This window comes from Acinetobacter sp. S4400-12, assembly GCF_024129495.1.
Classification (GTDB): domain Bacteria; phylum Pseudomonadota; class Gammaproteobacteria; order Pseudomonadales; family Moraxellaceae; genus Acinetobacter; species Acinetobacter lwoffii_C.
In genome coordinates, this window is sequence record NZ_JAMXYB010000015.1 from 21,853 (window position 1) to 48,474 (window position 26,622).

Genomic DNA, 26,622 nt, shown 5'->3' on the forward strand with positions numbered 1-26,622 from the left:
TGCCTCTTTGGACATATAGTCACAAGAACTTGGGACAAAAACAGTCGCATTTTAAAGTGAATAAGCGGGAATAAACAAAAAGCAGGGACGTTCATCAGCCCATGCGCCGGTTTCGGTCCAGCAATAAAAATAGCAAGCAACCCAGACTAAAAACAATTAAAAAACCTTGGCTAAATTCATTGATGGATCGGCCGCTAAAATAGTACAGATCAGCTTGCCAGACTTCTGCGGGGATATAACGCATATAATCCCAGACCGAGAGTCCCCCGGTCATGATGGACAGACCAAGTAACCCTGAGCCCGCTATTTTAATCGGGGTACTGACCGTCAGATCTTGCCGGTGGGTCTGATAATAATGCAAGCTCATCCACAGCAGAAATGGCAGAGCCAAAAACGAAGTACCAATTTGCAGGAGGCGATGCAGAGGATAACTGTGTCCAAAAACGAGTAATGTCTGATTTAAAAAGTCATGAAAAGCAAAAGTACGAAAATCGACATGGGTCAGACCATCCCAGATCAGATGGGTGGCTGTTCCCACAATCAGGGCCAGACACATGCCGACAAAAAACTTAAATACTGCAAAAAAATCGTGCATTTTCAGTTCATGCTGAATGCCAGTCAGGCGGTAAATCACGGGTCGATAAATGAAATACCACAGCGCACAGAAGCCCAAGCCAATCCATAAGTTAGGATAGATCAGCGAGGACCATAAATGTGTGGTGCTGGAACTGTCCTGACTAAAGAGACGATATAAATCCGGCACCATACAGCCAATTGCCAGGGCAGCGACAGGAAACCGGTTTCTGGTCAGATAGGAAATAGGTGGAGCAAGTACTGCATGAGATAAGGTAAAGGGCATAAATTGAAATACAGACTAAAATTTTTAAACATCATGAAGTGCCATAGTAATAAATTTAGCGGCTATTTATCGTAAAAGATTGCAAACCAATTGATATGTTATAATATAGCATGATCAAAAATAGCCGATTTGAGCTGGGATCATGTCTTTTCACAAGAATTTAATAACATTGTCAATTTTTTCGGTGCTGACACCGAGTGTATGGGCAGAACAAACATCATCTACGCGAATGCAAACGCTAGAGACTATTCAGGTGATAGCACCTTCCTTGAGCCAGACCGCAGCAGATTTTGCAGGGGTACATCATATTGTGGACCAGAAAGCCTTGTCTGAGCGTGCGACCAGCATTGGAGATGCACTGGCAGATGAGCTCGGCGTATATTCCAACCAGTATGGTAGCGGCGCGAGTCGCCCGGTGATTCGCGGGCAGGATGGGCCACGGGTCAAAGTGTTGCAGCACGCTTCCGAAACCGCCGATGTATCTACCTTGTCGCCTGACCATGCCGTGACAGTTGATCCGATTCTGGCCAAGCAGGTTGAGCTGATACGTGGCCCATCTACACTGTTATATAGCGCCGGTACGGTCGGTGGTCTGGTCAATGTCAGGGATCAGAAAATTCCCACCCAGCTGCCTGAAAATGGTCTGGAGGGCACCGCGGGCTTGCGTTATAACTCGGGCAGTGATGAAAAGCTGGCCAGTGTCGGAGTCACTGCGGCAGTGGGGGAAAAGTTTGCGTTACGTGTAGAAGGATCTCAACATCAAGCCCATGACTATATTGCTCCGGATTATTTCCATGAGCATGAGGACGAATTAGAAAAAGAACGTCGGGTTGGCAATACTTTTGCTGAAGGACAAACGGTCAATGTTGGTGGCTCATGGGTTCATGACCGTGGTTTTGTCGGGATGTCTTATAGCAACCGTCAGGATCAATATGGTTTACCGGGACATAGTCATGAATATCATGGCTGTGAAATTCATGGCGATCATTTTCATTGCCCAGCTTCTAAACAGAATGATCATGATCATGCCGCCGGACCATGGGTCGACTTGAACTCTGAGCGTTATGATCTGCGAACTGAACTGGAACAGCCGTTTGCCGGATTTGAAAAATTACGTGCGCATGCCAGTTTTACCGATTATGAACATGATGAGCTGGAAGAAAATGCAGTCATCAGCAATTTTAAAAGCCGGGGGTATGACAGCCGTTTAGAATTACTGCATGTACCTGTGGCAGGTTGGGAAGGGGTGATTGGAGGCCAGTTCTCAAGGCAAGATATTGATTTATCGGCACCCGAGTCACATGGCCATAATGACCAGGCAGATCATAATCATAATGTACTAATGGCAGATACCCGCACCCAAAAATGGAGCGTATTTGCACTTGAGCATAAACAGCTCGGCGATGTACAGCTGGAACTGGGGGCGCGTATAGATCATCAAAAAATCAAAGTTGATTCTGAGCAGAAAGATTATTCGGGCACCGGGCTGTCTGCTTCGGCAGCTGCCCACTGGGAATTTAAACCCCACTATAAGCTCTCTTTAGTGGGTTCACATCAACAGCGTTTGCCGCTGGCTCAGGAGCTGTATGCAGACGGATTGCATTTTGCGACCAATAGCTATGAAGTCGGTCAGCCTGATCTGGAAAAAGAAAGCTCAAATAATCTGGAGCTTGGCCTGTATTATCAAGGGGATCAGCTGGACTATCAGGTGCATATTTATCATAACTGGTTTGATGATTATATTTATGGAGCAACAGTGGCACAGCAGGGGAATTTAAAAGGAATTCAGTATACTCAGGCTAAAGCCAGATTTTATGGAACAGAAGCACAAGCGGGTTATCAGATCAATGAACGCTATAAGCTGAGCGTATTTGGTGACTATGTACGCGGCAAGATTGAAGCTGAAGATGCGCCACGTGTACCAGCAGGTCGGCTAGGCACCCAAGTGGAAGCCGAGTTTGCTGATGGCTGGTCAGGTCTGGCTGAATATTATCATGTGTTTGATCAGAATAAGGTGGCAAGCGATGAAGATGAAACATCGGGCTACAATATGCTTAATCTGGGGCTAAGTTATCACCATACACTTGCCAATCAGAATGCCTATCGCGTGTATTTTAAGGCCAATAATCTGCTGGATGATCACGTCTATTCCCATAGTTCATTTCTGTCCAATCTTCCTCAGGTCGGACGTAACTTTAGCGTCGGCGTTCAGTACGATTTCTAGCAGTATTGATAAAATGAGAGTTCAAATCAAAGAGCTGTCACTGAAATCCACTTGAAAAATCATCCGATTAAACCTAGCCTGAGCAGATTAGGTTAGGTTCTTTCTTATGCGTATCTTTCAGCGAATTCACAATAAACTCAACTGGTCAAATCGCCGTTATGCGGTACTTATTCTGGGTATTATAGCCGTCGGCTATCTGGCATCAGCGATTTATCAAAGCTATAAACCCTTGCCAGCAGGGCTCAACTATACGGGCAAGCTGCGCCATGCTGAAGTGAAGTTTCTGGCGGATCAGACCTATCTGGATGCCCAGGGCAAGCAGCATCTGGATCAGCAAATTTTCAATGAAATGCTGAAGATGATTGAAGAAGCCAAATCCCTGATCGTACTGGATATGTTTCTTTTTAATCAGCAAACTGGCATGTCCAAAGAGCAGCACCAGGCGCTCAGTACCGAGCTGACTCAGGCCCTGGTGAATAAACGGCTATTACATCCTGAAGTCGAAATCAGGTTTATTACCGATCCGATTAATACGGTCTATGGCGGCGTGTCGGCTGACCACTACCGTCAGCTGCGCCAGCAGGGAGTCGATGTCATTGAAACGGATCTGACTCCGTTAAGGGCTTCAAACCCAAGCTGGTCAGGCTTCTGGTACTTATGTTGCCAGGGGGTCGGCAATAATCCGGACAAAGGCTGGTTGCCGAATCCGTTTGGAACAGAAAAAATTACCCTGCGCAGTTATTTTGACCTGTTTAATTTTAAGGCCAATCATCGTAAAATCCTGGTGGTAGATACAGATCAGGGCTGGAAAGCTTTAGTCACTTCGATGAATCCGCATGATGGCAGTTCAAAACATTCCAATATCGGCTTGCTGGTTTGGGGGCGGCCTGCGCTGGATATTCTGGCTACCGAGCAAACGGTTGGCATGATGTCAAAAGCCAGCATGCCTGCGGTTATAGCAGGAGAATTTGAAGCTGATAAGACCCAGCCACAGGTGCAGGTGCTGACTGAAAAGGCAATTTATGATGCCGTTTTAAACCAGATTCAGACTGCTAAAGCCTATGATCAGCTTGACCTGGCAATGTTCTATCTGTCTGAGCGCAAGATCATTAAGAGTTTGATCGCTGCTCATGAGCGCGGGGTCAAATTGCGTGTATTGCTGGATCCCAACAAAGATGCTTTTGGCCGTGAAAAAAATGGCATTCCCAACCGTCAGGTGGCTTCGGAACTGCATAAGGCAGGAATCAATGTACGCTGGTGCAATACACAAGGTGAGCAATGTCATAGCAAGATTTTAATCAAATCCAATATCCAGCAGGCTGAAATGATTTTGGGTTCTGCCAATTTCACCGCGCGTAATCTGAAAAACTATAATCTGGAAACCAATATACGTGTGCTGGGACAAAAAGACGCAGCAGTTTTCCAAGAGGCCCTGCAATACTTTAATACAGCCTGGTTCAATCTGGATGGTCGTCAGGAGAGTGTGGATTATTCGCAATATGCAGATGATTCATGGTTGAAATACTGGCTGTATCGCTTTATGGAGTGGAGTGGCTGGTCGACATTTTGATGCTTTCTCCTAGCCCTCTCCTGAAAGGGGGAAGGCTAGGAGGAAGAGATTAGTTTTCTGGATTTGGCGGAATCAGCTGATCCAAATCTTTATCTGACATCATATCGAGTTCTTTAATATCAGTTTTAATCTTCCATTGCTCTTCATTCTCTACCGGATTGGGCAAACGTGCTTCAAGCCAGTCACATACCACATCGGGTGGAAAGTCAGCATGATTACACTGAATCACCCATGACAAAAAATCTTTAGCCACACCATTCATATAAGGGGGCGGGGAAACCGGAAGAAACTGGGTCGGCAAGCGCTCGTTTTTGGAAATATAGTTCAGGACATGCCCCAGTTCCTGGACTGTTTGCCATGCCAAAGGATGATCGATATTGATCTGGAATTTAAACCACCAGGCCTGTTGGCCATCCGTGCCATAACTCTCAATCAGTTCTTTTTGAACACTCGGGACTTTACAAAAATATTCATACAAACGATCGAAACTTAAGTCAGACACAGTATTTAACTCGAAACCATTAAAAAAATGGATTCTAGCATAACCCAGACACCCCACTGAGAAAAGCTCCAGGTTGAATCGAGGCCAGGCGCGAAGCCTTACAAAAAACTGTAGAAAAATCCGGAATATTCATATTTTCTCCCGATCTTTTGTTTAAAATGTAAACAAGAGGGTGTCGGGGGGAATGTACATGCAAAAAGTTTTATTTAGCGCTGTATTGGCAGGTCTGTGTTCTGCTATGTCTGGCCTGTCTATTGCCGGAAATGCCTGGACCGGTTATGGCAGCAGTGATCGATATAACAAGCCCTACCATCCTTCGTCACGTCCAGATTATCCGACTCATCCGCACCATTCACATAGACCTGTACCACCGAATGCGCACAATCCGCAACGTCCGCCGCACTGGGGCTATCCGCCAGTCCACAACCAAAGTGGCCTGAATATCCGTTATCAGGCACCGACCACCATCTATCAGAATAATAATAGTTATCGCTGGGTCAATGGCGACCCGAATGTGGCCCGAATTGAAAGTTCCAATTATACCCTGATCACGGATTGGCAGCGTTTGGGACTGCCGGCACCTCCTGCGGGAACTTACTGGATTTATGAAAATGGGCGCTATGTGCTGGTACCCAATCGCTAAGCTGAAATCCCTTCTGACTGAAGAGGAAAGTAGAGGGACAAATTAAAAGATCAGAGTTAAGCCCGATATAAAAATTCTTCTTTAAATTTTATCTTGCATTACTGAAATCAAAGCCCGCCTAAGCCGAGGAGCCAACTGGCTGGGAGGCAGGCGTTGATTATTTTTGCGTGATTAGGTATTTCATCTTTCCCCCGATTGGCGTATAGAAAGTAAAGATGAGGCAGAAAATAGCAAACACAGAGCATGCACAAAAATAGAGGAACTGAATAAAAAATTATTTGAACTTTTGCGCTTTTTTTAAACTAAATTGCTATAGTGTAGGAGCGGTATCTTGAATAAATAGGAGAAAAAAGTGCTAGATAAAATTCAAACAAAAATTAGTCAACTTGCAGCAGGTAAAAAACTCATTCTTGGCACGGGCATCAAAGCGGATGAGATGCAGAAGGTGCTGGAATTGTGCGAGTCCCTGGAATCGGATGGGGAAATTAAAATTGTGAGCAAACATCTTAATCGCAAGACTCAGCAGCAACCAGATACCATTTTAATTCAAAAAGTTTAATCATAAAAAACGCCTGCAGATGCAGGCGTTTTTTTAAGTGCTCTTTTAAGCTTGGGTTGTGAAATAATCTTCAGAGAAATTCATGATGATATCGGCACCGGTTTTTACTTTGGTAATGCGTAATGCCAGTTCCGGCAGAATGCGTTGTGCAAAATAATGTGCCAGCGCAAGTTTATTCTGGTAGAACTCGCCCTGTTTATCTTTGGCGGCATTGGCAATACGGGCAAACATATAAGCGAAGCTCAGCAAGCCAACAGCGTGCAGGTAATCCACAGCGGCGGAGTTAGAAAATTCGGTATTTTCACGCGCAGCTGCTAAAACATAGTGGGTCACAGATTCAACTTCAGTCGCTGCATCCAGTGTGGCATCTTTAATAAAATTAAGATCCGCCTCTAAACCATTGGTAAAGTCACGGATTTCCTGAATATACTCTGCAATGAATTCACCGTTACACTTAATGGTTTTACGGCCAATTAAATCTTGAGACTGAACGCCATTGGTGCCCTCATAAATTTGCGCAATACGCAGGTCACGGATACATTGTTCCATGCCCCATTCTCGAATATAGCCATGACCACCGAAGACCATCTGTGCATCGAGCGTAGCTTGGAAAGCAGTATCCGTCAGATAAGCTTTTGCAATCGGTGTTAAGAGCGCAACACGGTCATTGGCCTTTTTCACAGCTTCCGGATCGGTCGAGAACTTGGTGATATCCAGCTGTTGACCTACATATACCGCGAATGCACGTGAAGCTTCATTGTTGGCACGTGCATTCAGCAGCATACGGCGTACATCACCATGTACCAGAATACTGTCAGCCGGTTTGCTTGGAGATTGTGCACCAGATGCGCTGCGGCCTTGCAGGCGGTCTGTGGCATATTGGGCCGCATTTTGATAAGCAAATTCAGAAGCGCCCAGACCCTGAATGCCCATGGACAGACGTTCATAGTTCATCATGACGAACATGGCAGCCAGGCCTTCATTTTCTTTGCCGACCAGATAGCCTTTGGCACCGTCAAAGTTCATCACGCAGGTCGCAGACGCTTTAATCCCCATCTTGTGTTCGATTGAACCTGGACCGACCGGATTGCGTTCAGCTAAGGTACCATCTTTATTGACCAGGAATTTTGGCACGATGAACAGAGAAATACCGCGTGAACCTGCAGGTGCATCCGGTGTTTTTGCCAATACGAGGTGGATAATGTTTTCCGCCAGGTCATGGTCACCGCCAGTAATGAAAATTTTGGTCCCAGTAATGTTATAACTGCCATCTTCATTGCGTTCAGCTTTGGTTTTAATAATTCCCAAATCTGTACCTGCATGCGGTTCAGTTAGGCACATGGTGCCTGACCATTCGCCTGAATAAATCTTAGGCAGATAGGTTTCTTTCTGGGCTTGAGAGCCGTAGCTGTTTAAGGCCATACCTGCACCGACAGAAAGCAGCGGATACAGCATGAAAGACGGGTTGGTCGCAAACAGCATTTCATCAGAAAGTACGGTCAGCATTTTCGGCATTTCCTGACCGCCCCATTCAGCATCAGCCCCTAAGCCAATCCAGCCACCTTCTGCATACTGTTTAAAAGCCTCTTTAAAGCCGGCAGGGGTGGTCACATTGCCATTTTCATATTTCGCGCCTTCTTCATCCCCGCTAAGGTTCAGTGGCAACATCACGTTTTGCGCAAACTTTGCCATTTCTTCCAGAATGGCTTCAGCGGTTGCTGCATCGACATGGGCAAGATTTTCATTGGCTTGCCAGAATTGTTCTGCATTAAACACATCATTTAAGATGAACTTCATATCAGCAAGCGGCGCGTTATAAATTGGCATAGTGTCACCTGTTTATTTTTCAATTCGGTAGGTTGTTTCTAAAGCTTGAAAGCACAAGTTTTTAGAGAACAATTATTTAAATGTTGATCCTTTATAAAGAAAAAGGACCGCCAAAGCTATGACCGTCCTTTCGCTATTTCTGTACTCATGAGTACAGCTTTTTTAATATCGGCTAGATATTACTTTAAAATGCAAAGTGTTCTGCATCTAAAGCCATCAGTGGCTCTACACCAGTTGCGATCACATCTACATGTGAACGAACGCGTGGCAGAATCTTCTTGAAGTAGAAGCGGGCAGTCGTGATTTTGGCATTGTAGAAATCAACTTCTGTCGTACCAGCAGCCAGAGTTTCCTGCGCAACCAGTGCCATACGTGCCCATAGGTAAGCCAGCGTTACATAACCCGAGAAGTACAGGTAATCGACTGCTGCTGCACCCACTTCTTCAGGGTTTTGCATGGCGCGCATACCGATTTGCATCGTTAAGTCACCCCATTCTTTGTTTAATGCCGCAAGCGGTTCAATAAACTCGGTCAGTGCACTGTTGTCTTTGTTGGCTTCGGTAAATTTGTGGATGATCTTGGTGAAGTCTTTCAACATTGCACCTTGAGTACCCAAAACTTTACGGCCTAACAGGTCAAGTGCCTGAATTTCAGTTGTACCTTCGTACAGGCAGGCAATACGTGTATCACGTACGATCTGCTCCATGCCATGCTCAGAAATAAAGCCGTGACCACCGAAGACCTGTACGCCATGTTTTGCTGCTTCTGAACCGGTTTCAGTCAGGAACGCTTTCGCAATTGGCGTCAGAAGTGACAGGATGTTGTCGGCAAACTTACGGTCAGCTTCTTCAGTGCCGTGTTCAACCACATCAGCATATTGAGCCAGCAGGTAAACCAGCGCACGACCACCTTCAGCAAATGCCTTTTGCGTGAACAGCATGTTACGTACAGCCGGATGTACGATAATTGGATCTGCCTCTTTTTCAGGTGCTTTAGGGCCAGAAAGTGAGCGCATCGCCAGACGGTCTTTTGCATACGCAAGTGCGCCTTGGAAAGAACCTTCAGAAGCCGAAACGCCTTGTATGGCTGTACCGATACGCGCTGTATTCATGAAAGTGAACATGCAGTTCAGACCGCGGTTTTCAGGACCAATCAGGAAGCCTTTGGCATTATCAAAGTTGATCACACAGGTTGCATTGCCATGAATACCCATTTTATGTTCGATGGAACCACAACGTACGCCATTACGATCGCCTATGCTGCCATCCGCATTGAGACTGAATTTCGGTACGATAAACAGCGAGATACCTTTGGTGCCTTTAGGTGCGCCAGGAAGACGAGCCAGTACGATATGGATGATGTTCTCAGCCATGTCATGCTCACCAGCAGAGATAAAGATTTTCTCGCCAGAAATTGCATAGCTACCATCTGCTTGAGGTTCAGCTTTGGTACGGATAATACCTAAATCAGAACCTGCATGAGATTCGGTCAGACACATGGTTCCTGTCCACTCACCTGAAACCAGTTTAGGCAGATAGGTATTCTTTTGTTCGTCTGAACCATGGTGTTCCAGAGTACGGACCGCACCGTGAGACAGGCCAGGGTACATGCCCCATGCCCAGTTCGCTGTACCGACCATTTCAGAAATACTGATACCCAGGGAGTTTGGCAAGCCTTGGCCGCCATATTGTTCTTCGGCAGAAAGAGAAGGGAAGCCTAACTCGATATATTTTTGATACGCTTCTTTAAAACCGGTCGGGGTCGTTACTACACCGTCGTTCCAGCTACAGCCTTCGCGGTCACCCACCTGGTTTAAAGGTGATAATTCATTTTCACAGAAGTCAGCCGCAGCTTCTAAATACTGATCAACCAACTCACGGCTTACGTTGTCCTGGAATGCTGGAAGTTTTGCATAGTGTTCTTCAGCATTTAATAGTTCATGCAATACGAACTGCATATCACGTAAAGGCGCTTTGTATTGTGGCATATCGGTTTCCTCAATACTGGTTTAACCAGCGTTATAATCCTAAATTAAATACAACGTATCTTCATTGACACGTATCGGCATGAGTCTAATCCTGCAACATCTTCCCTCGCGGTACAAGCATTTCAAGGGAATTTCTTGGTGACTGTAAAGTCAAAGATTAGTATATATCAATGATCAAAAGTATTGAGGGTAAAGACTTTTTGTAAGTTTTTATGAGGCAGGAAAGGTCAACGCATAATAATGCCAGCCAATAAAAAAGCACCCGGAGGTGCCTGATTAGTGAATCATGTTTTTATTGAGATGCAGCCGTTGCTACAGGTGCTTTGGGTTGAAAGCGCACCATACACTGACCATTAATGGTTTGGTCAGCGATTTTAACCTGTACCGCCTTGCCTGGGGCTTGGCCCTGACAGGCCCGAGCAAAAGCAGTCTGTAAAGCCTGGCGTTCTGCCAGATATTGATCGTACTGTTTGACCAGTTCGGCACGTTTTGTATCGGTTAATACGTCAGCGCCGTTCATACCGCCACGGAAATTCCCCTGCATCGGGCGGTGTTCACCGCGCATACCACGGAATTCACCACGTTGTTTCATCTCTTTGCGGTCAGCCTTAAAAAAGATATTACACTGGCCTTCAATAGTTTTATCGCCGGCTTTCACTTGTACTGTGCTGCCAATGGTCTTACCCTCACAAGCCTGCTGCATCTGTTTGCCCAGCTGCATCCGTTCGGTGCGCATGGCCTGGTAGTGTTCGCGCTGCTCAGGAGAAAGCTGATGGGCTTTTTTAGCTGCATGATGCTCATGATGTTTCATCATGTGTGGATGTTCTTTGCTGTCTGGCACCTGGCTGGTCGATTGACAGGCGCTGAGTAAGCTGATAGACACAATGCTGGCACCGATTAAACCTACTTTTGTCATTGCTTTCATCTCGCTACCCCATTTATTAGAAGCTGATTTTTTAGAATGTTTAAAGATTAAATAATAAAGATGAAGAAACAATGGAGGGTTTTTTAATCCCGTGTTCGTTACAATGATGAATACAGAAGAAAAATCGAGATTCTTGCTTTGAAAATTCGTCGTATTCCGATTGCCTTACGCCTGTTTTTAACTGTGCTGTTGACGACGCTGCTCATCACGACGGTGAGTCTGGGCGTATTGCATCTGAATATGCAACGGAACTTCACCCGCTATGTGGCGGATGTGGAAATGCAGAAACTGGATCATGTGATTGAAAACCTTGCAGACGTTTATATGGTTTATCAGGACTGGGGCAATGCCATTCAGGCACAGATTCTGCAAATTGAAGGGGAAGCAGCGCCAGATGATTATGACCGCTTATCACGCTGGTGGTTACGTCGCCAATATGATATTGCCTTGCAGCAGCGTTATTTTCAGGAACAGACTCTGGCCAGTGTTACGCCGTCCAGTATGGTTGAGCCCAGCTTGGCACCGCGACCCGTCAATCAGGAAGAATTGCGCATACTGGCCTCAAATATGCCTTCTCAATTTCAGCCCTTTGAAGGTTTGAGATTTCCACTCAGCTCGAATCAAGGCGCGTTCCGAACCGATCATAAAAATAAGGGGGAGCAATCGGCAGGGCGGCCAGCAGGCAAGAAACAGTTCATTCAAATGCCGGACCGTCTGGGACTCAGTTCGCGTCTGTCTCTTTATGATGCAAAGCGCCGTTTTGTGGTGGGAGAAGCTTCAGATGAGCAGATTTCCTATCGTCCGATTATGGTAAATAAGCAGATTGTAGGTTATTTGGGCTTAAAGCCGGTTTTAGATCAGGATGATGCTTTAAGTATTAATTTCTTTAGTAATCAGAAGCGTTACCTATTTTTGGTTTATGGTTTAAGTATTCTTGCCAGTCTGATTGCAGCGTTGTTGTTGGCGACTTATTTTAAAAAACCGATCCAGCGTTTACTTAATGGTACCCGTGAACTGACCCGAGGTAATTATCAGCATCAGGTCAAAGTAAAACGTAATGATGAACTCGGTGATTTATCCAGTGAATTGAATCAGTTAGCAGTGATTCTGGATCAGCATGAAACATCGCGCCGTCAATGGGTGGCAGATACCTCGCATGAGCTGAAAACACCGCTTGCAGTCTTGCAGGCTCAGATTGAAGCCATGCAGGATGGAATCCGTAAACCAACACCGGAACATTTTGCCTCGATGCTAGGTCAGGTGACGAGCCTGAAAAAGCTGACTCAAGATCTGGCTGCGCTGGCACAGGCTGATTCACAGCAGTTGCAATTCTATTGTGCCACGGTCAATCCTTGGGAAGTGGTACAGCAGGAACTGATGAGCTTCCAGCCAAAATTTGAACAGGCGAAGCTGAGTGTGACTGTCGAAGGCGAGGGGGCAGAACTGGAACTGGATTTGGATCGCTTTAAACAGATTGTGGGCAATCTGCTCAGTAACAGTATTCGCTATACTGAAGCCGGTGGGCAGGTGCATATCCATACGGAGCAGGATGACAGCTCGTGGACTTTATATATTGATGACAGTCCATTTGGTTTGACAGATGAGCAACTGGCCCGGATTGGAGAGCGTTTCTATCGGGTTGATGATTCGCGTACCCGGGCCACTGGCGGAACAGGACTCGGTCTGGCGCTATCATGTAAAATTACTCAAGCAATGGGCGGCAGCCTTAGCTTTGCACATTCACCGCTGGGTGGTTTGCGCTGCAAGCTCAGCTTTCCCAAACAAATGAAATCTTAAAGGAAATAAATTCATGAAACATATCATGCTGGTTGAAGATGAAATCGAACTTGCACAGCTGGTGCGAGACTATCTGGAAGCTGCTGGTTTTGAGGTCAGTATGTTTCATGATGGGCAGGAAGCATATAACAGTTTTATCCAGCGTAAACCCAACCTGATGATTCTGGATCTGATGGTGCCGCGTATGGATGGCCTGACGATTTGTCGTAAGGTGCGTGAGCAATCGGATCTGCCTATTATTATGGTGACCGCGCGGACTGAAGAAATTGACCGGGTACTGGGCCTGAATATGGGCGCAGATGATTATATCTGTAAGCCGTTTAGCCCGAAAGAACTCGTGGCGCGTGTACAGGCTGTACTTCGCCGTCTGGACCGTAAGGCGGAGCCGGAAAGTAATGACCTGTTCCGTATGGATAAGTCACAGCAGCGTATCTGGTATCAGCAAAAAGCCTTGAATCTGACCCCAACCGAGTTCCGTTTACTGGAACTGTTCCTGGAACATGTCGGTCAGGTCTATTCACGCGCACAGTTGCTGGATCATATTAATCCGGACAGTTTTGATGTCGCAGACCGGGTGATTGACAGTCATATCAAAAATCTGCGCCGTAAAATTTCGGATGCTGCGGAAACCGGTAACCGTCATGAGTGGATTCAGGCGGTGTACGGGGTGGGTTACCGTTTTGAATATCCTGAGGACTAATTTTCAAGCCTGTTAAAGAAAAGCGAATAGACTGGGGGTATTCGCTTTTTTATGATGAGCAGAAAAAGTTGAGATGTATTGATGAACCTCATAATCCGACTGGAACAGGCTGAAGATATTCAGAAGATTGCAGAGCTGACTCAGGCGGCCTTTGAACATGTAGAGTATTCAAGCCACACTGAAAATTTTATTGTGAATGCACTGCGTAAAAGAAATAAGCTCACTGTTTCATTGGTCGCCACAGATGCTTGGCAAATTGTGGGACATGTGGCGATTTCGCCTGTACGATTATCCTCAGGAGATCAGGGCTGGTATGGCTTAGGCCCAATTTCAGTTTTACCATCTCGTCAAGGCTTAGGTATTGGCTCAGCATTGATAAATGCGGCTTTGAAGCAATTAAAAACCCGCAATGCTCAAGGATGTGTGCTATTGGGTGATCCAGCGTATTATGCACATTTTGGATTTAAAGCGATTAAAGATTTGAGGTTGGCAGATGTGCCAGCCGAATATTTTCAGGCGATCAGTTTTGTTGGGTATTTTCCCCAAGGAGAGGTATTCTATGACGAAGCATTTAATGCTGCACAATAAGTATCAATTGAGTTTGAGTATGTCCTTTCGGTCTTTTTTGCTCCATGGCGCTGGCATGCGACGCTTTGCTCATCTGTAAGTTCCTTTAAAATGGTTTTTCCATACTCTATGGAACCATTACATAAGCCGTTGCTCAATACCATTCACCGGTTAATAGAATAGTTTCTATTGTTCCAATCTTATTTTTCTACTTAAAGACACAGTGGTTTTTAGGCAAGGGTACGTCAGTCATTCGCTAGAAATAAATCAAAAAAAGCTGTGGGGAATGCTTAAACTATCCACAGCTTTGAATCGGGTTGTGAAGAAATTATGATGAACAGCTGACCATGACTTCTGGTACATCGCTTGGTAAGGGAGCTAAATCTTCAGCTTGTTCTAGGTCTGGCTGTTTTAAATAAGGCTGGCTTAAAAGTTTAAATAGCCGATCGACTTCGGAAAAGTCATCCCGCTCCGCCAGTTCAATGGCTTTCTGTGCCATATGGTTGCGCAGAATATAATGCGGATTGGCGTGCGCCATTGCGCCATCCAATTCTGCAAGATTTTGATGTTCGCGGATCATGTCATATTGGCTTAAAAAGCTTTCAAATTGACGGCGATCCAGACAATCATCCTTGATCGCGTCATATTCCCTATTTTGCAGGCGAAGGAAGCTTTGGGTGTAATCCAGTTGCTCACTTTGCAAAATTCGTAAAAATGCCATGGCACAGTCAAAACTGTCTTTATGAAAACTAGGCAGGCCCATTTTCTGGTTTAAGCCATTCCGATAATGTTCAAGGAAGGTCGGTTCATAATGTTCCAGACATTCGGCCAGATCCTGTTTCCATTGTTCTTTGTCATAATTTTCAGGACACAGCGCAACCAGATTATTCAGCCACATCCACAGATTCCAGTGGCCAATGCTTGGCTGTTGCTGATAGGTATAACGGCCCTGATAATCTGAATGGTTGTTAATCCAGTTAGGGCGGAAACGCTCCATAAATCCATACGGACCAAAGTCCAGGGTGGAACCGGTAATATTCAGGTTATCGGTGTTCATTACTCCATGTGCGAATCCAAGCAGTTGCCATTGGGCAATCATTAGAGCCGTACGCTGGATAACCTGGCTGGCAAAAGCCAGAATCGGTTGTTCAGCTTGCAGACATTCAGGATAATGCCATTCGATACATTTCTGGGTAAATTCAGGCAGTAACTCAGGCTGATATTGATTGATCCATTCGAAATGCCCGAAACGGATATGGCAATCTGAAGTCCGCAGTAACATGGCACCAGGCTCCAGTTTTTCCCGCTGCACGCCTTGAGCCGAAGAGGTAAAACCGACGGCATTACTCGATGCAACCCCTAAACAATTTAAAGCATGTCCTGCCAGATACTCCCGAATCACTGAACGCAGTACAGCGCGGCCATCTCCCATACGTGAATAAGGGGTGGCCCCCGCTCCCTTTAAATGCAGGTCAATGGTCTGACCCTGCTGATCTAAAATCTGTGCGATCAGCAGACCTCGTCCATCGCCTAACTGTCCGGCCCACTGGCCGAACTGGTGTCCGGCATAGACCATAGCCAAGGGTTCAAATTCGGCAAAAGTTTTTTGACCACTACAAATCTCGACCCATTGTGCTTTATCCTCTTCAGACCATTGCAACTGTTCTGCGAGTGCAGCATTAAAATGTCCTGCTTTGGCACCTTTAAGTGGTAAAGGCATTTGCTGGTGATAGAGACGGGCAGGGAGCTGAGGATAACGGGAATTAAAATGCATAAGGTACAGGATAATGAAATAATTAAGATCAATATAACAAAGAACCCTGTTTAAAACTGTTGTAAAAAGCAAGTATGCGTAAGAGAAAGTTGAATCAAAAAAGCTTCTTTGAAAGCTTGGAAGTGGGAAATGCTGCTCAGTGTAGAGTAGGTAAAACTTCTGTCTGAAAAGTTATGATACTAGAATTGGTTTTAAAAGCTTGTCGAGAATTACTGTAGCCCCCCACAATATTTAAAACTTACAGTTTTCCAGCTCTAAGCACAAACCTGTAATGCGCATGCCATATTTGCCATACTCAGCTTAATTTAAAGCTCCAGGTTTAAAATCAGAGAATGATCCTTAAAAAAACGAAGGAGCTTATTTCTAAACTCCTTCATCGAATTGTATCGCCCTAAACAGGACAATTAATAAAATTACTGTGACACCGGCGCTTTCTTTAAATTACGCACCAACAGATTCAGGGTCTCACGATGGTGGGAAAGACGCTGTTCCACCAGCTGGAATTCAACTTTCAGCTTGTCATCCATCTGGTGAATTTTCTCTGCCATAGCAGCCCTTTTGATCTGGATTTCCTGTTCTTTCAATTTGGCCCAGTCATTTAAGGTGTGGGTAAATGCTTCATATTCCAGAGCAATTTTGCTTTTGACATTGGCCATATCTTCAGTCACGTTATGACCATATACTGCCAGATCCTGTTCGGCATATTTGAACCGCATCGCCAGTTCTGCTTTTTTGATATTAAAACTCGGAATACGGCGCAGATTTTTTGCCAGTCCCAGTTTTGAACAGCTCCAGATCAGCCATTTGGTCGGATCATACTGCCACCATTTCACGCCATTACGATAATCGTACTGGAAAATGTGATGATAGTTATGATAACCCTCACCCCAGGTCGCAATTGCCAGCCAGAAGTTGTCACGCGCCGTATTTTCATCGGTATATGGGCGTGAACCCCACATGTGGCACAACGAGTTGATAAAGAACGTTACGTGATGGCTTAGAATCAGCCGCACCAGACCACCCAGTAGCAATACGCCCCAGACATCCCCCACAGCCCAGCCAATTGGCAGCAGGATGGCAGCATGGACTGCAATTACCAGAGGGACATAATATTTGTGCTGGAACATCACCACTTTATCATTCAGCAAATCAGGTGCGTTTTTATAGTTCGGTTCCGCGGCAGGATAATCACGAAGCATCCAGCCTAGGTGTGCATACCAGAAACCGTTGTTAATAGAATAGGGATCTTTTTCCACATCATCCACATGGCGGTGATGGGTACGATGACCAGAACCCCAGTACAAAATACTGTTCTGTACGGCAAAGGTTCCCATAATCATCAGAATGATTTTTAAAGGCAAGGTGGCCTCATAAGCACGATGTGCCCAAAGACGATGGTATCCCGCTGTAATACCCAGGCTACTCACGCCCAGTAGAACAAACATGCTGATCCAAGCGGCAAGGCTGAAATCATGGTGATACGCATATAAGGGAATTGCGATCACAGCGACAATGGGCAAAACCACCAAAGCAAAGACTGCGACCCAATTAATTGGGGCTTGAGGTAGGGGAGCATTCATCTCCAACAGCACTCCTGGAACCTGGGAAGGTATAACAAAAAGCAGAGACTACTGCCTGATTTAACAGCAGCAAACTGGTTCATCTTAGCACGCCCCCTGAACCATCACTAGCATTATTGTACAATTGTATTGTACTGGCCGGTAACAGGATAATGAGGGTCTTGCAGGTGGTTTTTCTCGTCAGAAGTGCATCTTATCTTAGAATAAGTATATAATATTTATGAATATTATTAATCTGTCTATGGGGTTAAAACACTTTAAGTGAATGTTGGCTTTTGATCCTGAATTCACAGATATAAGACAGGGGGAAAAGAAAATATAACCCGATTTTTGGAAATTTTTATTCTAAAAATAAGATGGATAAACCTGAATCAAAAAGCAGCGTAATATTACATTTTAAAGTTGTTGCATCATTAATTTGGGATAATCAGTAATCAGACCTTGAACGCCCCAGTCGCGTAACTCTTTGGCACGGGTCACATCATTGACCGTCCACACGCTAATGCTAAGAGCTGCGGCCTGAGTGGTCTGAATAATGTCTTTGCTGGCTAATTCATCCATCCAGCCAATCTGACAGCAGCCCAGTTGCAGTGCCTGATCAATCGCCAGATATTTCACATCTGTTTCGACTAAAAGGCCGCGTTTTAAACGGGATTTTTGTTGTTGCAGGGCTTGATGAATTTTGAAGTCAAAACTGGTGATGACGACAGACTGTTCAAAGCCTTGCAATTGCTGTTCGAGTTCAGTGGTAATTTTTTCAGCGTCCGCTTCAGAGGCCACACTTTTGACTTCAACTTCAATATGATCGAAATTCTGAATGATCGTTAAGGTCTGATCCAGCAGAGGCGTGGCTTCAACCTTATGCCATTCTGACCAGCTAACGGCATGGTTATATAAGGACAGATCCTGACGGCTACACTCATAGAGCGGTTTTTGTAAACCGGTGGTGCGCACAAAGTCATCATCATGCATGATGATCAGTGCATTGTCCTTCAGCTGGCGTACATCAAACTCGACCGCGCTAATTCCAATATCCTGAATGTACTGAAAACCGCCAAGCGTGTTTTCTGGTGCTTCGCCACGCGCACCGCGATGACCAATTATGCGCATAGACTGCTCATAAATTGAGAAGGTGAATTCATTATAGGTGTGCGATGTGACAAAAAAATGATAAGCCCTATTGTCGTCAGATGCTGTGTAAATTCAAGCTACATCTGACGCGTATTTTTAGATGCTAAACTGAAATATAATTTTACTTTTCGATGCTGTCATTGATGTTTTTCTGCCACAGAACCTCTGAGCCGCCTTCAGCACGCTGCCAGGTACGTGAGGCCACAAACAGCCAGTCAGAGAGACGATTTAGTAATTGTAGCGAAGCCGCTTGAATATTCTGGTCACGGGAGTGAACCGACATTACGCTGCGTTCTGCACGGCGACATACCGCACGAGCCTGATGGGCAAAACTGCAGACCAAACTACCCGCAGGCAAAATAAAGTCTTTCAGCATCGGTAAGGCTTCATTCATGCGGTCAATGTCATTTTCTAGAAATTCAATGGCAACGGGTTGTACCAGATTAAAGTTGGGAATGCAGACTTCACCCCCCAGATCGAACAGCCAGTGCTGGATCAGACTCAGGGATTTATCCCAAGTGGCTTTATCTTCAATTGAACTTATGGAAATTTGTGCGCGTAATACCCCAATAATTGCATTCAGCTCATCCACATCCCCTAGTGCAGTGATGCGTAAATCATCTTTAGCCACACGTGAGCCATCGCCCAGTCCTGTGGTGCCTGAATCGCCGGTGCGGGTATAGATTTTACTTAAACGGTGGCCCATGATAGATCCTAAAATAATTAAATGCGGTAAAAAAAAGAATCATGCCATAGGCATGACATGATTCTCAAAAGTATTTATTTAAACTGTTGTGAACTTAATATTTGAAAGTAACACCAGCAGAGGCGAGTCGGCCACCGTTGATATAAAACTCATCCTCATAATAATTGGAGGTTTTAAATTTCACATCACCTACGTTTTTGATATTGGTAAATAACTTAATATTAGGATTAAGATTCCAATAGCCATTTAGGTCTACAGTTGCATATCCGGGAACTTCTTCCGAATCAGCAACATTAGAGATTTTAGAGGTAGATTTTGCGATGAGTGTGGCGCTTAAACCATACAAACTATTTTCTAATCCAATCGTTGTTGAAAGTGATTGACGAGGGCGTCGAATAAGTTCTAAGCCAGTATCCTTATTTTCAGTTCTAACATAAGCATACTCGCCAATTATAAAGAAATCATCTTTTTGCCATGTTAAGCCGAATTCGCCACCTTGCATTTGGGCTTTTCTAATATTGTCATAGGTCTTATCTTTCTTCCCTACTTCGATCAGGCGAGTATCAATTAGGTTATCAACCTGAGTTTCATAGAGTGCTGCGTTTAAAGATAAACTATTTGTGAGCTGATGATCTAAACCGATTTCATACGAAATACTTTCTTCAGGTTTTAGGTCAGGATTTCCGTAAGTACCTCCCCAAGTTGCATTATCGTAAGAATAGTAAAGTTGGTTACCTGTAGGTGCTTTAAAACCAGTTCCGATATTGCTGTAAATACTAGTTTTAGCATTTAGATTATATCGACCTGCAAGTTGACCTACAATATGGCTACCAAATTCATCATGATCCTCTAGGCGTAAACCAGCTTGTGTATGAATTTTATTGGTATCGTAATTATGTTGCACATAATATCCAATACTGTCTAAATCCTGTTTTTGCCCCAAGATTGAATAACTTTCAATATTCGCCTGGTTTAAACTGGCCCCTAAAAGAAGATGCTGTGTGTTAGATAATCTCCATTTTGCACTTAAATCAGCTTCATCACGTTCAGTGTTAAATAGATAGCTATTTCCGGCTCCTAATAATTCATCTTTGAAGTTGGAGTATTGTCCATTCAGTAAAAGGTTCGGTGAAACTTCAGCACTTGCTTTAGCAATAAGGACTTGGTTTAAAAAATCTTGTGAGCCGCCATAGTAAATATTAGTTCCTTCATTCTCACTAAAACTAAGACTTGCACTATATTTCTCTTTATTGAGGCCTAATTTAGCACTATAGCCTTTCTGATCGTATCCCGCGTTTACTTTAACTTTGTTCGTTACAGGTGTGCCATCGCTTTCAAGACGCTGACCTTTAATTTGAGCATATAAACCTGACTGATCTACAAAATCTGCACCAATAATAGATTTATAGGTATGATTTTCACCAATTTCATTGGTTAATGATATCCCTGTTTTTTTAGGTGTAGCAGAAATGATATTAATCACACCACCAATTGCATCTGTACCGTATTGAACTGATGCAGGCCCTCTTAATACTTCAATACCTTGAATATCACTTAAATCTACGTAAGGAATATTAGAGCCGCCATCTAGAGCTGTATTCAAGCTTACGCCATCTTTTAAAAATAACAGGTGTTTTGAATCTGTCCCACGAAGAAATGCAGATGTCGTTTGACCAATACCACCTGATTGTACAATGTTAATAGATGCTTCTTTATTCAGTAGAGAACCTAAATCAGCAATAGGAGATTGTTGAATTTGCTGTTCATTGATAACTGAGATCCGCGCCGGTACATTTTCAATTTTTTCTTCTGAACGGGTTGCCGTCACCACAATGGTATCTAAAGATGCTTGTGCAATTTTTTGCTCGGCAGCAGACACAGATGAAGTAAAACCCAACGCAAGCGCGATTGCACCTACCAAGGCAGTAGGTTGAAATTGAATAGACATGAAATGTGCTCCATACATTCACTCCCCGTGAATGATTGAGTTAAAGAACACAACAAGCAGGTATCCGGACTTAAATGCAGTATTTCGCTACTTACTTATCCACCTTCCCACATCGAATATGCAGTGGCGTAAATCAACAGGATTTATAAAGATAAGCTTTTCATTTTTTACCGTTGCGGGGGCAGTGCTGGATTTACACCAGCTTCCCTAAAGCGAAAGGCTTTGACTTGTTGCAAGTTGTGCGCAGTATAAAGTTGGACACAGATTTAAACAATCTGAATTGAGAATAATCCGTATGAACTTTACGCAAGTTTAAAAATTTGCATTACAATGATTCGCCCCAATCTCATAGATCGGCTATGACATGGGCAGATGTAGAGCCAAAAAACGATGCGAACCCGTGCCAAAATTTGTGGAATTACCCGTGCTGAAGATGTACACGCCGTTGTTCGGGCCGGTGCCGATGCAATCGGATTTGTGTTCTATCCGCCGAGTCCGCGCAGTGTGACAGTGGCGCAGGCAGAAGCTCTCATCCAGGCCGTACCCGCCTATGTACAGGTGGTTGGGCTATTTGTGAACAGTACGCTTGAAGAAATTCAGCTTCTTTTAAAAACCGTGCCGCTGGATATCCTGCAATTTCATGGTGACGAAACACCTGAACAGTGCCAAAGTATGGCACAGGCTGTAAGTCGGCGTTGGTACAAGGCCATTCAGGTCAAACCTGAGCTGGATATCGTTGCAGAAATTCAACGCTACCAGAAGGCAGGGGCTAATGCCGTGCTGTTAGACGCATGGCATCCTGAACTAAAAGGTGGCACCGGGCACAGCTTTGACTGGAACACATTTCCCCAACTCAATATTCCTTTGATCTTGGCAGGGGGGTTAAATCCTGACAATATCGAACAGGCAATTCTCACCACACATGCGTATGCGGTGGACGTGAGCGGCGGTGTCGAGTCCGCAAAAGGTATTAAAGACCAACAACTCATCGAACGCTTTATGCAAGGAGTCCTACGTGGATCAGCAAAATAATGTGATTGACTATACCCAATTCCCGGATGAACGCGGGCATTTCGGTATTCATGGCGGGCGTTTTGTGTCAGAAACTCTTATGGCAGCTCTGGAAGACCTGGAGAAGCTGTATTTCCGTATGAAAAATGACGAACAGTTTTTGGCAGAATTCGACCGTGACCTCGCTTACTACGTAGGTCGTCCAAGTCCGCTTTATCATGCTGAACGATGGTCGAAAGAGTTGGGTGGTGCGCAAATTTACTTGAAACGTGAAGACTTAAACCATACAGGTTCGCATAAAGTTAATAACACAATTGGTCAGGCGCTGCTGGCAAAACTGTCTGGTAAAAAACGAATTATTGCCGAAACAGGTGCGGGCCAGCATGGGGTGGCAACCGCAACAATTGCTGCACGTTTGGGCCTTGAATGTGTGGTTTTTATGGGTGCAGAAGACGTGAAACGTCAGGCGATGAACGTCTATCGGATGCGTCTGCTCGGTGCGACTGTAGTACCGGTGGAAAGCGGCTCTAAAACCCTGAAAGATGCCATGAATGAAGCCATGCGTGACTGGGTGACCAATGTGGATTCAACTTATTATGTGATTGGTACGGTGGCAGGCCCACATCCGTATCCGCAGCTGGTTCGTGATTTCCAGTCGATTATCGGTCGTGAAGCACGCCGTCAGATTCAGGAACAGGCTGGCCGTTTACCGGATGCACTGGTGGCCTGTGTGGGTGGTGGTTCAAATGCGATGGGCCTATTCTATCCGTTCTTGAACGATCAAGATGTGAAAATGTATGGTGTTGAAGCAGCAGGCTATGGCATTGAATCCGGCAAGCATTCTGCACCTTTAAATGCAGGTCATGTCGGAGTATTGCATGGTAACCGGACTTATTTAATGTCTGATGATCAAGGTCAGATTATTGAAACCCATTCAATTTCTGCGGGGCTGGATTATCCGGGCGTGGGGCCTGAGCATAGCTTCCTGAAAGATATGCACCGTGTCAATTATATGCCGATTAATGATCAGGAAGCTTTACAGGGTTTCCGTGATTTGACCAAAATTGAAGGTATTATTCCTGCGCTGGAAAGCTCGCATGCAATGGCTTATGTGACCAAACTTGCTCCAGCGATGGATAAGGATCAGATCATTATTGCGACGGTCTCGGGCCGTGGAGATAAGGACTTGATGACGGTCGCGCGTATTGATGGTGTAGAAATGGTAGAAATGTAATCGGACTTTGAACTGTCTTATTTCAACCTGAGAAACTTACACGATTTTCATCGTTGAGCTTATTAGTCCTTCTCTGATAACTTTCCGAGAAGGACAGCATAGACTCTAGTCAACTTGAAACAGCACCTGAGAATTGCAGGTGCTGTCTCATTTAAAGACAGCATAAAGTAAAGCAAGAAGCGGCTATCAATAGCCGCTTCTTGCTTGTAATGCTTCTCCGCTTTCACCAAGAGAAAAATGACGGATTAATGTGCTTCATCCCAGTTTTTGCCCTTACCGACTTCAACTACGAGCGGCACAGAGATTTCAATCACCGATTGCATGATCTCAGCCAGTTTTGGGGCCAGCTCATCAGCAATGGCTTCATCGACCTCAAATACCAGTTCGTCATGCACTTGTAGCAGCATTTTAGCCTGATCTTTAGGCAGAATTTTGTCGACTTCGACCATGGCTATTTTAATAATATCGGCTGCCGAGCCCTGTAAAGGCGCATTAATAGCAGCACGTTCTGCGGCCTTGCGTACCATCATGTTACGCGCATCAATGTCCGGAGTATATAAACGGCGTCCAAGAATGGTTTCAACAAAGCCTTGTTCCAGAGCAACCTGACGGGTGCGCTGCATATATTCATAAATTCCCGGGTAACGACGGAAATACTGTTTGATATATTCCTGTGATTCCTGACGGGTAAAGCCGAGCTGGCGCGTCAGGCCAAATTCAGACATGCCATATAACAGGCCGAAGTTAACAGCCTTGGCCTGACGACGCTGGTCACTGCTGACCTCTTCGAGTGGAATACCCAGAACTTCGGCAGCAGTACGGCGGTGTACGTCCTGTCCATGAATAAAGGCATCGACCAGCGCATCATCCTGAGACAGATGTGCCATCAGGCGTAACTCGATTTGTGAATAGTCGGCTGCCAGCAGGACACGACCTTCGGGTGCAATAAAGGCTTTACGGATTTGACGGCCGATTTCGGTACGAATCGGAATGTTTTGCAGGTTCGGATCGGTTGAAGATAGACGGCCAGTCGCAGTGAGTGCCTGATGATAACTGGTATGGACGCGATGTGAGCTATTATTGACCTGCTTTAACAGGCCATCGGTATAAGTGCTTTTTAGTTTGGACAGACCGCGATACTCCAGAATCAGTTCGGCAATTGGATGTTCCAGTTTTTCTAAAACGCTTTCACTGGTGCTGTATTGTCCGGTCGCGGTCTTTTTACCGCCTTTTAAACCCAGTTTTTCAAATAAAACTTCACCGACCTGTTTCGGAGAGCTGACATTAAACGCTTCACCGGCCATTTCTGAGATCTGGTTTTCTAAGGCTTGCATGGTTTTAGAAAAATCGCAGCTCAACTGATCCAGAAAGCCGAGGTCAAGCTGAATCCCGTTTTCTTCCATACTGGTCAGGACGCGTGCTACCGGCATTTCAATATTGTGCAGAAGATTGACCAGTTCCGGATAGGCTTGCAGTTTCGCACTTAAAACTTCATAAAGTCGATAGGTTACATGCGCATCTTCTGCGGCATAGTGCGTTGCAGTCTCAATCTCAATCTGGTTAAAGGTTTTCTGTTTGGCACCTTTACCGGCCACCTGTTCATAGGTGGTGGTTAAATGGCTTAAATAAAGACGTGCGACATCATCCATGCCATGCCGGGTTGCAACCGAGTTAAGGACATAAGAGGCGAGCATGGTATCAAAATACCAGCCTGCTAAATGAATACCGTGATTCTCCAGTACATGTGCATCGTATTTCAGATGATGGCCAATTTTCTGAATCGCCTCATCTTCCAGAATCGGTTTGAGCTGCGCCAGAATATCTTCACGATTGAGCTGTTCAGGCACACCTTCATAATCATGTGCCAGCGGGATGTAATAGGCATTTTCTGCATCAAAAGCCACCGAGAAACCAACAATTCGTGCCACGCGATAATCCAGACTGGTGGTTTCGGTATCAAAAGCAAAGCGTTTTTCTGTGCTGAGACGCTCCAATAGCTGGTCCCAGTCGTCCTGATTTAAAACTGTATGATAGGTCGCCTTACCGAGCTGGTCATTCTCACTACTGAGCGTTGCTTGCTGGTCATCCACCTCTTCAGGCTCAGAGGCGGCTTTGGCAGTTATAGATTGGGCCGCCTGTTTATAATTGCGGTTATTCGGGTTATGAGGATGATCCAGCGACTGTAACTGATTACGGAATTCCAGCTCGGTATACAGATTGCGTAAAGCTTCAACATTCGGTTCTTGCAGCTTCAGGTCCTCATAGCCAAAACTCAAATCCAGATCGCAAATAATACTGGCCAGTTGATGATCCAGAGTGATGCCCTCGACATTGTCTTTAATATTCTGGCCGACTTTCCCTTTGATCTTGTCGACATTTTCCAGAATGCTACCGATGCAGCCATATTCAGTCAGCAGTTTGGCAGCAGTTTTGGCACCCACTCCCGGCACACCTTTAATGCCATCCGAGGCATCACCCATCAGGGTCAGATAGTCAATGATCTGGTTGGGCCACACGCCAAACTTTTCAAAAACCCCATCGACATCCATTGGTTTTTCTTTAAAGCTGTCTTCCAGGGTCACTTTGTCGGTCACCAGCTGGGCCATATCTTTATCACCGGTAGAAATCAGTACCTGATGGCCCAGCGCTTCGGCACGTTTGGCCAAGGTACCAATGATGTCATCTGCCTCAGCGCCCGGCAACATATGCAAGGGAATGCCCAAGGCACGGATCAGGGCATGTAAATACGGGATCTGCTGAGATAATTCTTCTGGCATGCTGGGACGGTCACCCTTATAAATCGGTGACAGTTCATGGCGGAAGGTCGGTTCTGGTGTATCGAAGATCACAGCCATATAAGTCGGCTGGGTACGGCGCATCAGTTTTTGAATGGCAGAAATCGCACCACGAATTGCATTGGTGTGCAGACCGGTTGACGTGGTTAATGGTGGTACTGCGTGAAAGGCACGAAATAAAAAGTAAGAGCCATCGACCAAGACAAATGGTGGCATGTAATCAATTCCTTATTCAAAAAACTGCTTTATTGTACGTGATTTTTACTGCACTCGCTGAGGCAAG

At 45.2% G+C, this 26,622-nt stretch carries 20 protein-coding genes and 1 riboswitch; of the genes, 9 read left to right on the plus strand and 11 right to left on the minus strand.

From position 1 onward, the window contains the following. Window positions 1-94: 94 nt before the first annotated feature. Window positions 95-859, minus strand: a complete 765-nt coding sequence (locus tag NI461_RS07940; protein ID WP_253156904.1) for a DUF4184 family protein — start codon at window positions 857-859, stop codon at window positions 95-97. Between the two features lie 142 nt (window positions 860-1,001). Here NI461_RS07940 and znuD point away from each other — a divergent pair, with 142 nt between their 5' ends. Together znuD and NI461_RS07950 are read left to right on the plus strand one after the other, a co-directional pair. Beyond that, window positions 1,002-3,083: a zinc piracy TonB-dependent receptor ZnuD gene (znuD, locus tag NI461_RS07945; protein WP_253156907.1), complete on the plus strand. Its 2,082-nt coding sequence runs from the start codon at window positions 1,002-1,004 to the stop codon at window positions 3,081-3,083. A gap of 106 nt (window positions 3,084-3,189) precedes the next feature. Continuing rightward, window positions 3,190-4,653, plus strand: a complete 1,464-nt coding sequence (locus NI461_RS07950) for a phospholipase D family protein (RefSeq protein ID WP_253156909.1) — start codon at window positions 3,190-3,192, stop codon at window positions 4,651-4,653. 49 nt (window positions 4,654-4,702) lie between these two features. On the opposite strand, the gene NI461_RS07955 is transcribed toward NI461_RS07950, so the two are convergent. Further along, a complete protein-coding gene (locus tag NI461_RS07955) occupies window positions 4,703-5,155 on the minus strand; it encodes a hypothetical protein (RefSeq protein ID WP_253156918.1) in 453 nt (150 codons plus the stop codon). A 190-nt stretch (window positions 5,156-5,345) separates the two neighbouring features. Here NI461_RS07955 and NI461_RS07960 point away from each other — a divergent pair, with 190 nt between their 5' ends. Together NI461_RS07960 and NI461_RS07965 are read left to right on the plus strand one after the other, a co-directional pair. Beyond that, window positions 5,346-5,798 carry an RcnB family protein gene (locus NI461_RS07960; protein ID WP_253156920.1) on the plus strand — a complete coding sequence of 151 codons (453 nt, stop codon included), beginning with the start codon at window positions 5,346-5,348 and terminating at the stop codon, window positions 5,796-5,798. A 352-nt stretch (window positions 5,799-6,150) separates the two neighbouring features. Further along, window positions 6,151-6,357, plus strand: coding sequence for a hypothetical protein (locus NI461_RS07965; RefSeq protein ID WP_151204225.1), 207 nt, complete (start codon window positions 6,151-6,153; stop codon window positions 6,355-6,357). 45 nt (window positions 6,358-6,402) lie between these two features. Here the strand turns inward: NI461_RS07965 and NI461_RS07970 are convergent, their stop codons facing one another. The 3 genes from NI461_RS07970 to NI461_RS07980 form a co-directional block, all read right to left on the minus strand. Further along, window positions 6,403-8,184: an acyl-CoA dehydrogenase C-terminal domain-containing protein gene (locus tag NI461_RS07970; RefSeq protein WP_253156922.1), complete on the minus strand. Its 1,782-nt coding sequence runs from the start codon at window positions 8,182-8,184 to the stop codon at window positions 6,403-6,405. Between the two features lie 184 nt (window positions 8,185-8,368). Continuing rightward, window positions 8,369-10,171 carry an acyl-CoA dehydrogenase C-terminal domain-containing protein gene (locus NI461_RS07975; RefSeq protein WP_151204223.1) on the minus strand — a complete coding sequence of 601 codons (1,803 nt, stop codon included), beginning with the start codon at window positions 10,169-10,171 and terminating at the stop codon, window positions 8,369-8,371. Between the two features lie 292 nt (window positions 10,172-10,463). Continuing rightward, window positions 10,464-11,096, minus strand: a complete 633-nt coding sequence (locus tag NI461_RS07980) for a hypothetical protein (protein WP_253156924.1) — start codon at window positions 11,094-11,096, stop codon at window positions 10,464-10,466. 138 nt (window positions 11,097-11,234) lie between these two features. Between NI461_RS07980 and baeS the strand changes: the two genes are divergently transcribed. From baeS to NI461_RS07995, 3 genes are all read left to right on the plus strand, one after another. Then, on the plus strand, window positions 11,235-12,893 hold the full coding sequence (baeS, locus tag NI461_RS07985; RefSeq protein WP_151204221.1) for a sensor histidine kinase efflux regulator BaeS: 1,659 nt from the start codon (window positions 11,235-11,237) through the stop codon (window positions 12,891-12,893). Between the two features lie 13 nt (window positions 12,894-12,906). Beyond that, window positions 12,907-13,593 (plus strand): response regulator, encoded by a 687-nt coding sequence (locus NI461_RS07990; protein ID WP_253156926.1) that lies wholly within the window; start codon window positions 12,907-12,909, stop codon window positions 13,591-13,593. Between the two features lie 81 nt (window positions 13,594-13,674). Then, window positions 13,675-14,181, plus strand: coding sequence for a GNAT family N-acetyltransferase (locus NI461_RS07995; RefSeq protein WP_253156928.1), 507 nt, complete (start codon window positions 13,675-13,677; stop codon window positions 14,179-14,181). A 307-nt stretch (window positions 14,182-14,488) separates the two neighbouring features. Here NI461_RS07995 and NI461_RS08000 read toward each other — a convergent pair whose 3' ends face one another. The 5 genes from NI461_RS08000 to NI461_RS08020 all read right to left on the minus strand — a co-directional run bounded on the left by NI461_RS08000 (window position 14,489) and on the right by NI461_RS08020 (window position 21,299). After that, complete coding sequence (locus NI461_RS08000; RefSeq protein WP_253156930.1) at window positions 14,489-15,934, minus strand: protein adenylyltransferase SelO family protein; 1,446 nt, start codon at window positions 15,932-15,934, stop codon at window positions 14,489-14,491. A gap of 413 nt (window positions 15,935-16,347) precedes the next feature. Next, window positions 16,348-17,514: an acyl-CoA desaturase gene (locus NI461_RS08005; protein WP_151204217.1), complete on the minus strand. Its 1,167-nt coding sequence runs from the start codon at window positions 17,512-17,514 to the stop codon at window positions 16,348-16,350. 396 nt (window positions 17,515-17,910) lie between these two features. Continuing rightward, complete coding sequence (locus NI461_RS08010) at window positions 17,911-18,624, minus strand: glycerophosphodiester phosphodiesterase (protein ID WP_253156931.1); 714 nt, start codon at window positions 18,622-18,624, stop codon at window positions 17,911-17,913. Window positions 18,625-18,766: 142 nt separating this feature from the next. After that, window positions 18,767-19,351 carry a cob(I)yrinic acid a,c-diamide adenosyltransferase gene (locus NI461_RS08015; RefSeq protein ID WP_253152959.1) on the minus strand — a complete coding sequence of 195 codons (585 nt, stop codon included), beginning with the start codon at window positions 19,349-19,351 and terminating at the stop codon, window positions 18,767-18,769. A 94-nt stretch (window positions 19,352-19,445) separates the two neighbouring features. Further along, window positions 19,446-21,299 (minus strand): TonB-dependent siderophore receptor, encoded by a 1,854-nt coding sequence (locus NI461_RS08020; RefSeq protein ID WP_253156932.1) that lies wholly within the window; start codon window positions 21,297-21,299, stop codon window positions 19,446-19,448. A gap of 37 nt (window positions 21,300-21,336) precedes the next feature. Beyond that, window positions 21,337-21,545, minus strand: a riboswitch (cobalamin riboswitch). A 144-nt stretch (window positions 21,546-21,689) separates the two neighbouring features. Between NI461_RS08020 and NI461_RS08025 the strand changes: the two genes are divergently transcribed. Together NI461_RS08025 and trpB are read left to right on the plus strand one after the other, a co-directional pair. Next, complete coding sequence (locus NI461_RS08025) at window positions 21,690-22,331, plus strand: phosphoribosylanthranilate isomerase (protein WP_253152956.1); 642 nt, start codon at window positions 21,690-21,692, stop codon at window positions 22,329-22,331. Further along, window positions 22,315-23,544: a tryptophan synthase subunit beta gene (trpB, locus tag NI461_RS08030; RefSeq protein ID WP_151204212.1), complete on the plus strand. Its 1,230-nt coding sequence runs from the start codon at window positions 22,315-22,317 to the stop codon at window positions 23,542-23,544. Before NI461_RS08025 ends, trpB begins: the two co-directional genes overlap by 17 nt. A 245-nt stretch (window positions 23,545-23,789) precedes the next feature. Here trpB and polA read toward each other — a convergent pair whose 3' ends face one another. Next, complete coding sequence (gene polA / locus NI461_RS08035) at window positions 23,790-26,555, minus strand: DNA polymerase I (RefSeq protein WP_253152955.1); 2,766 nt, start codon at window positions 26,553-26,555, stop codon at window positions 23,790-23,792. Between the last annotated feature and the right edge of the window lie 67 nt (window positions 26,556-26,622).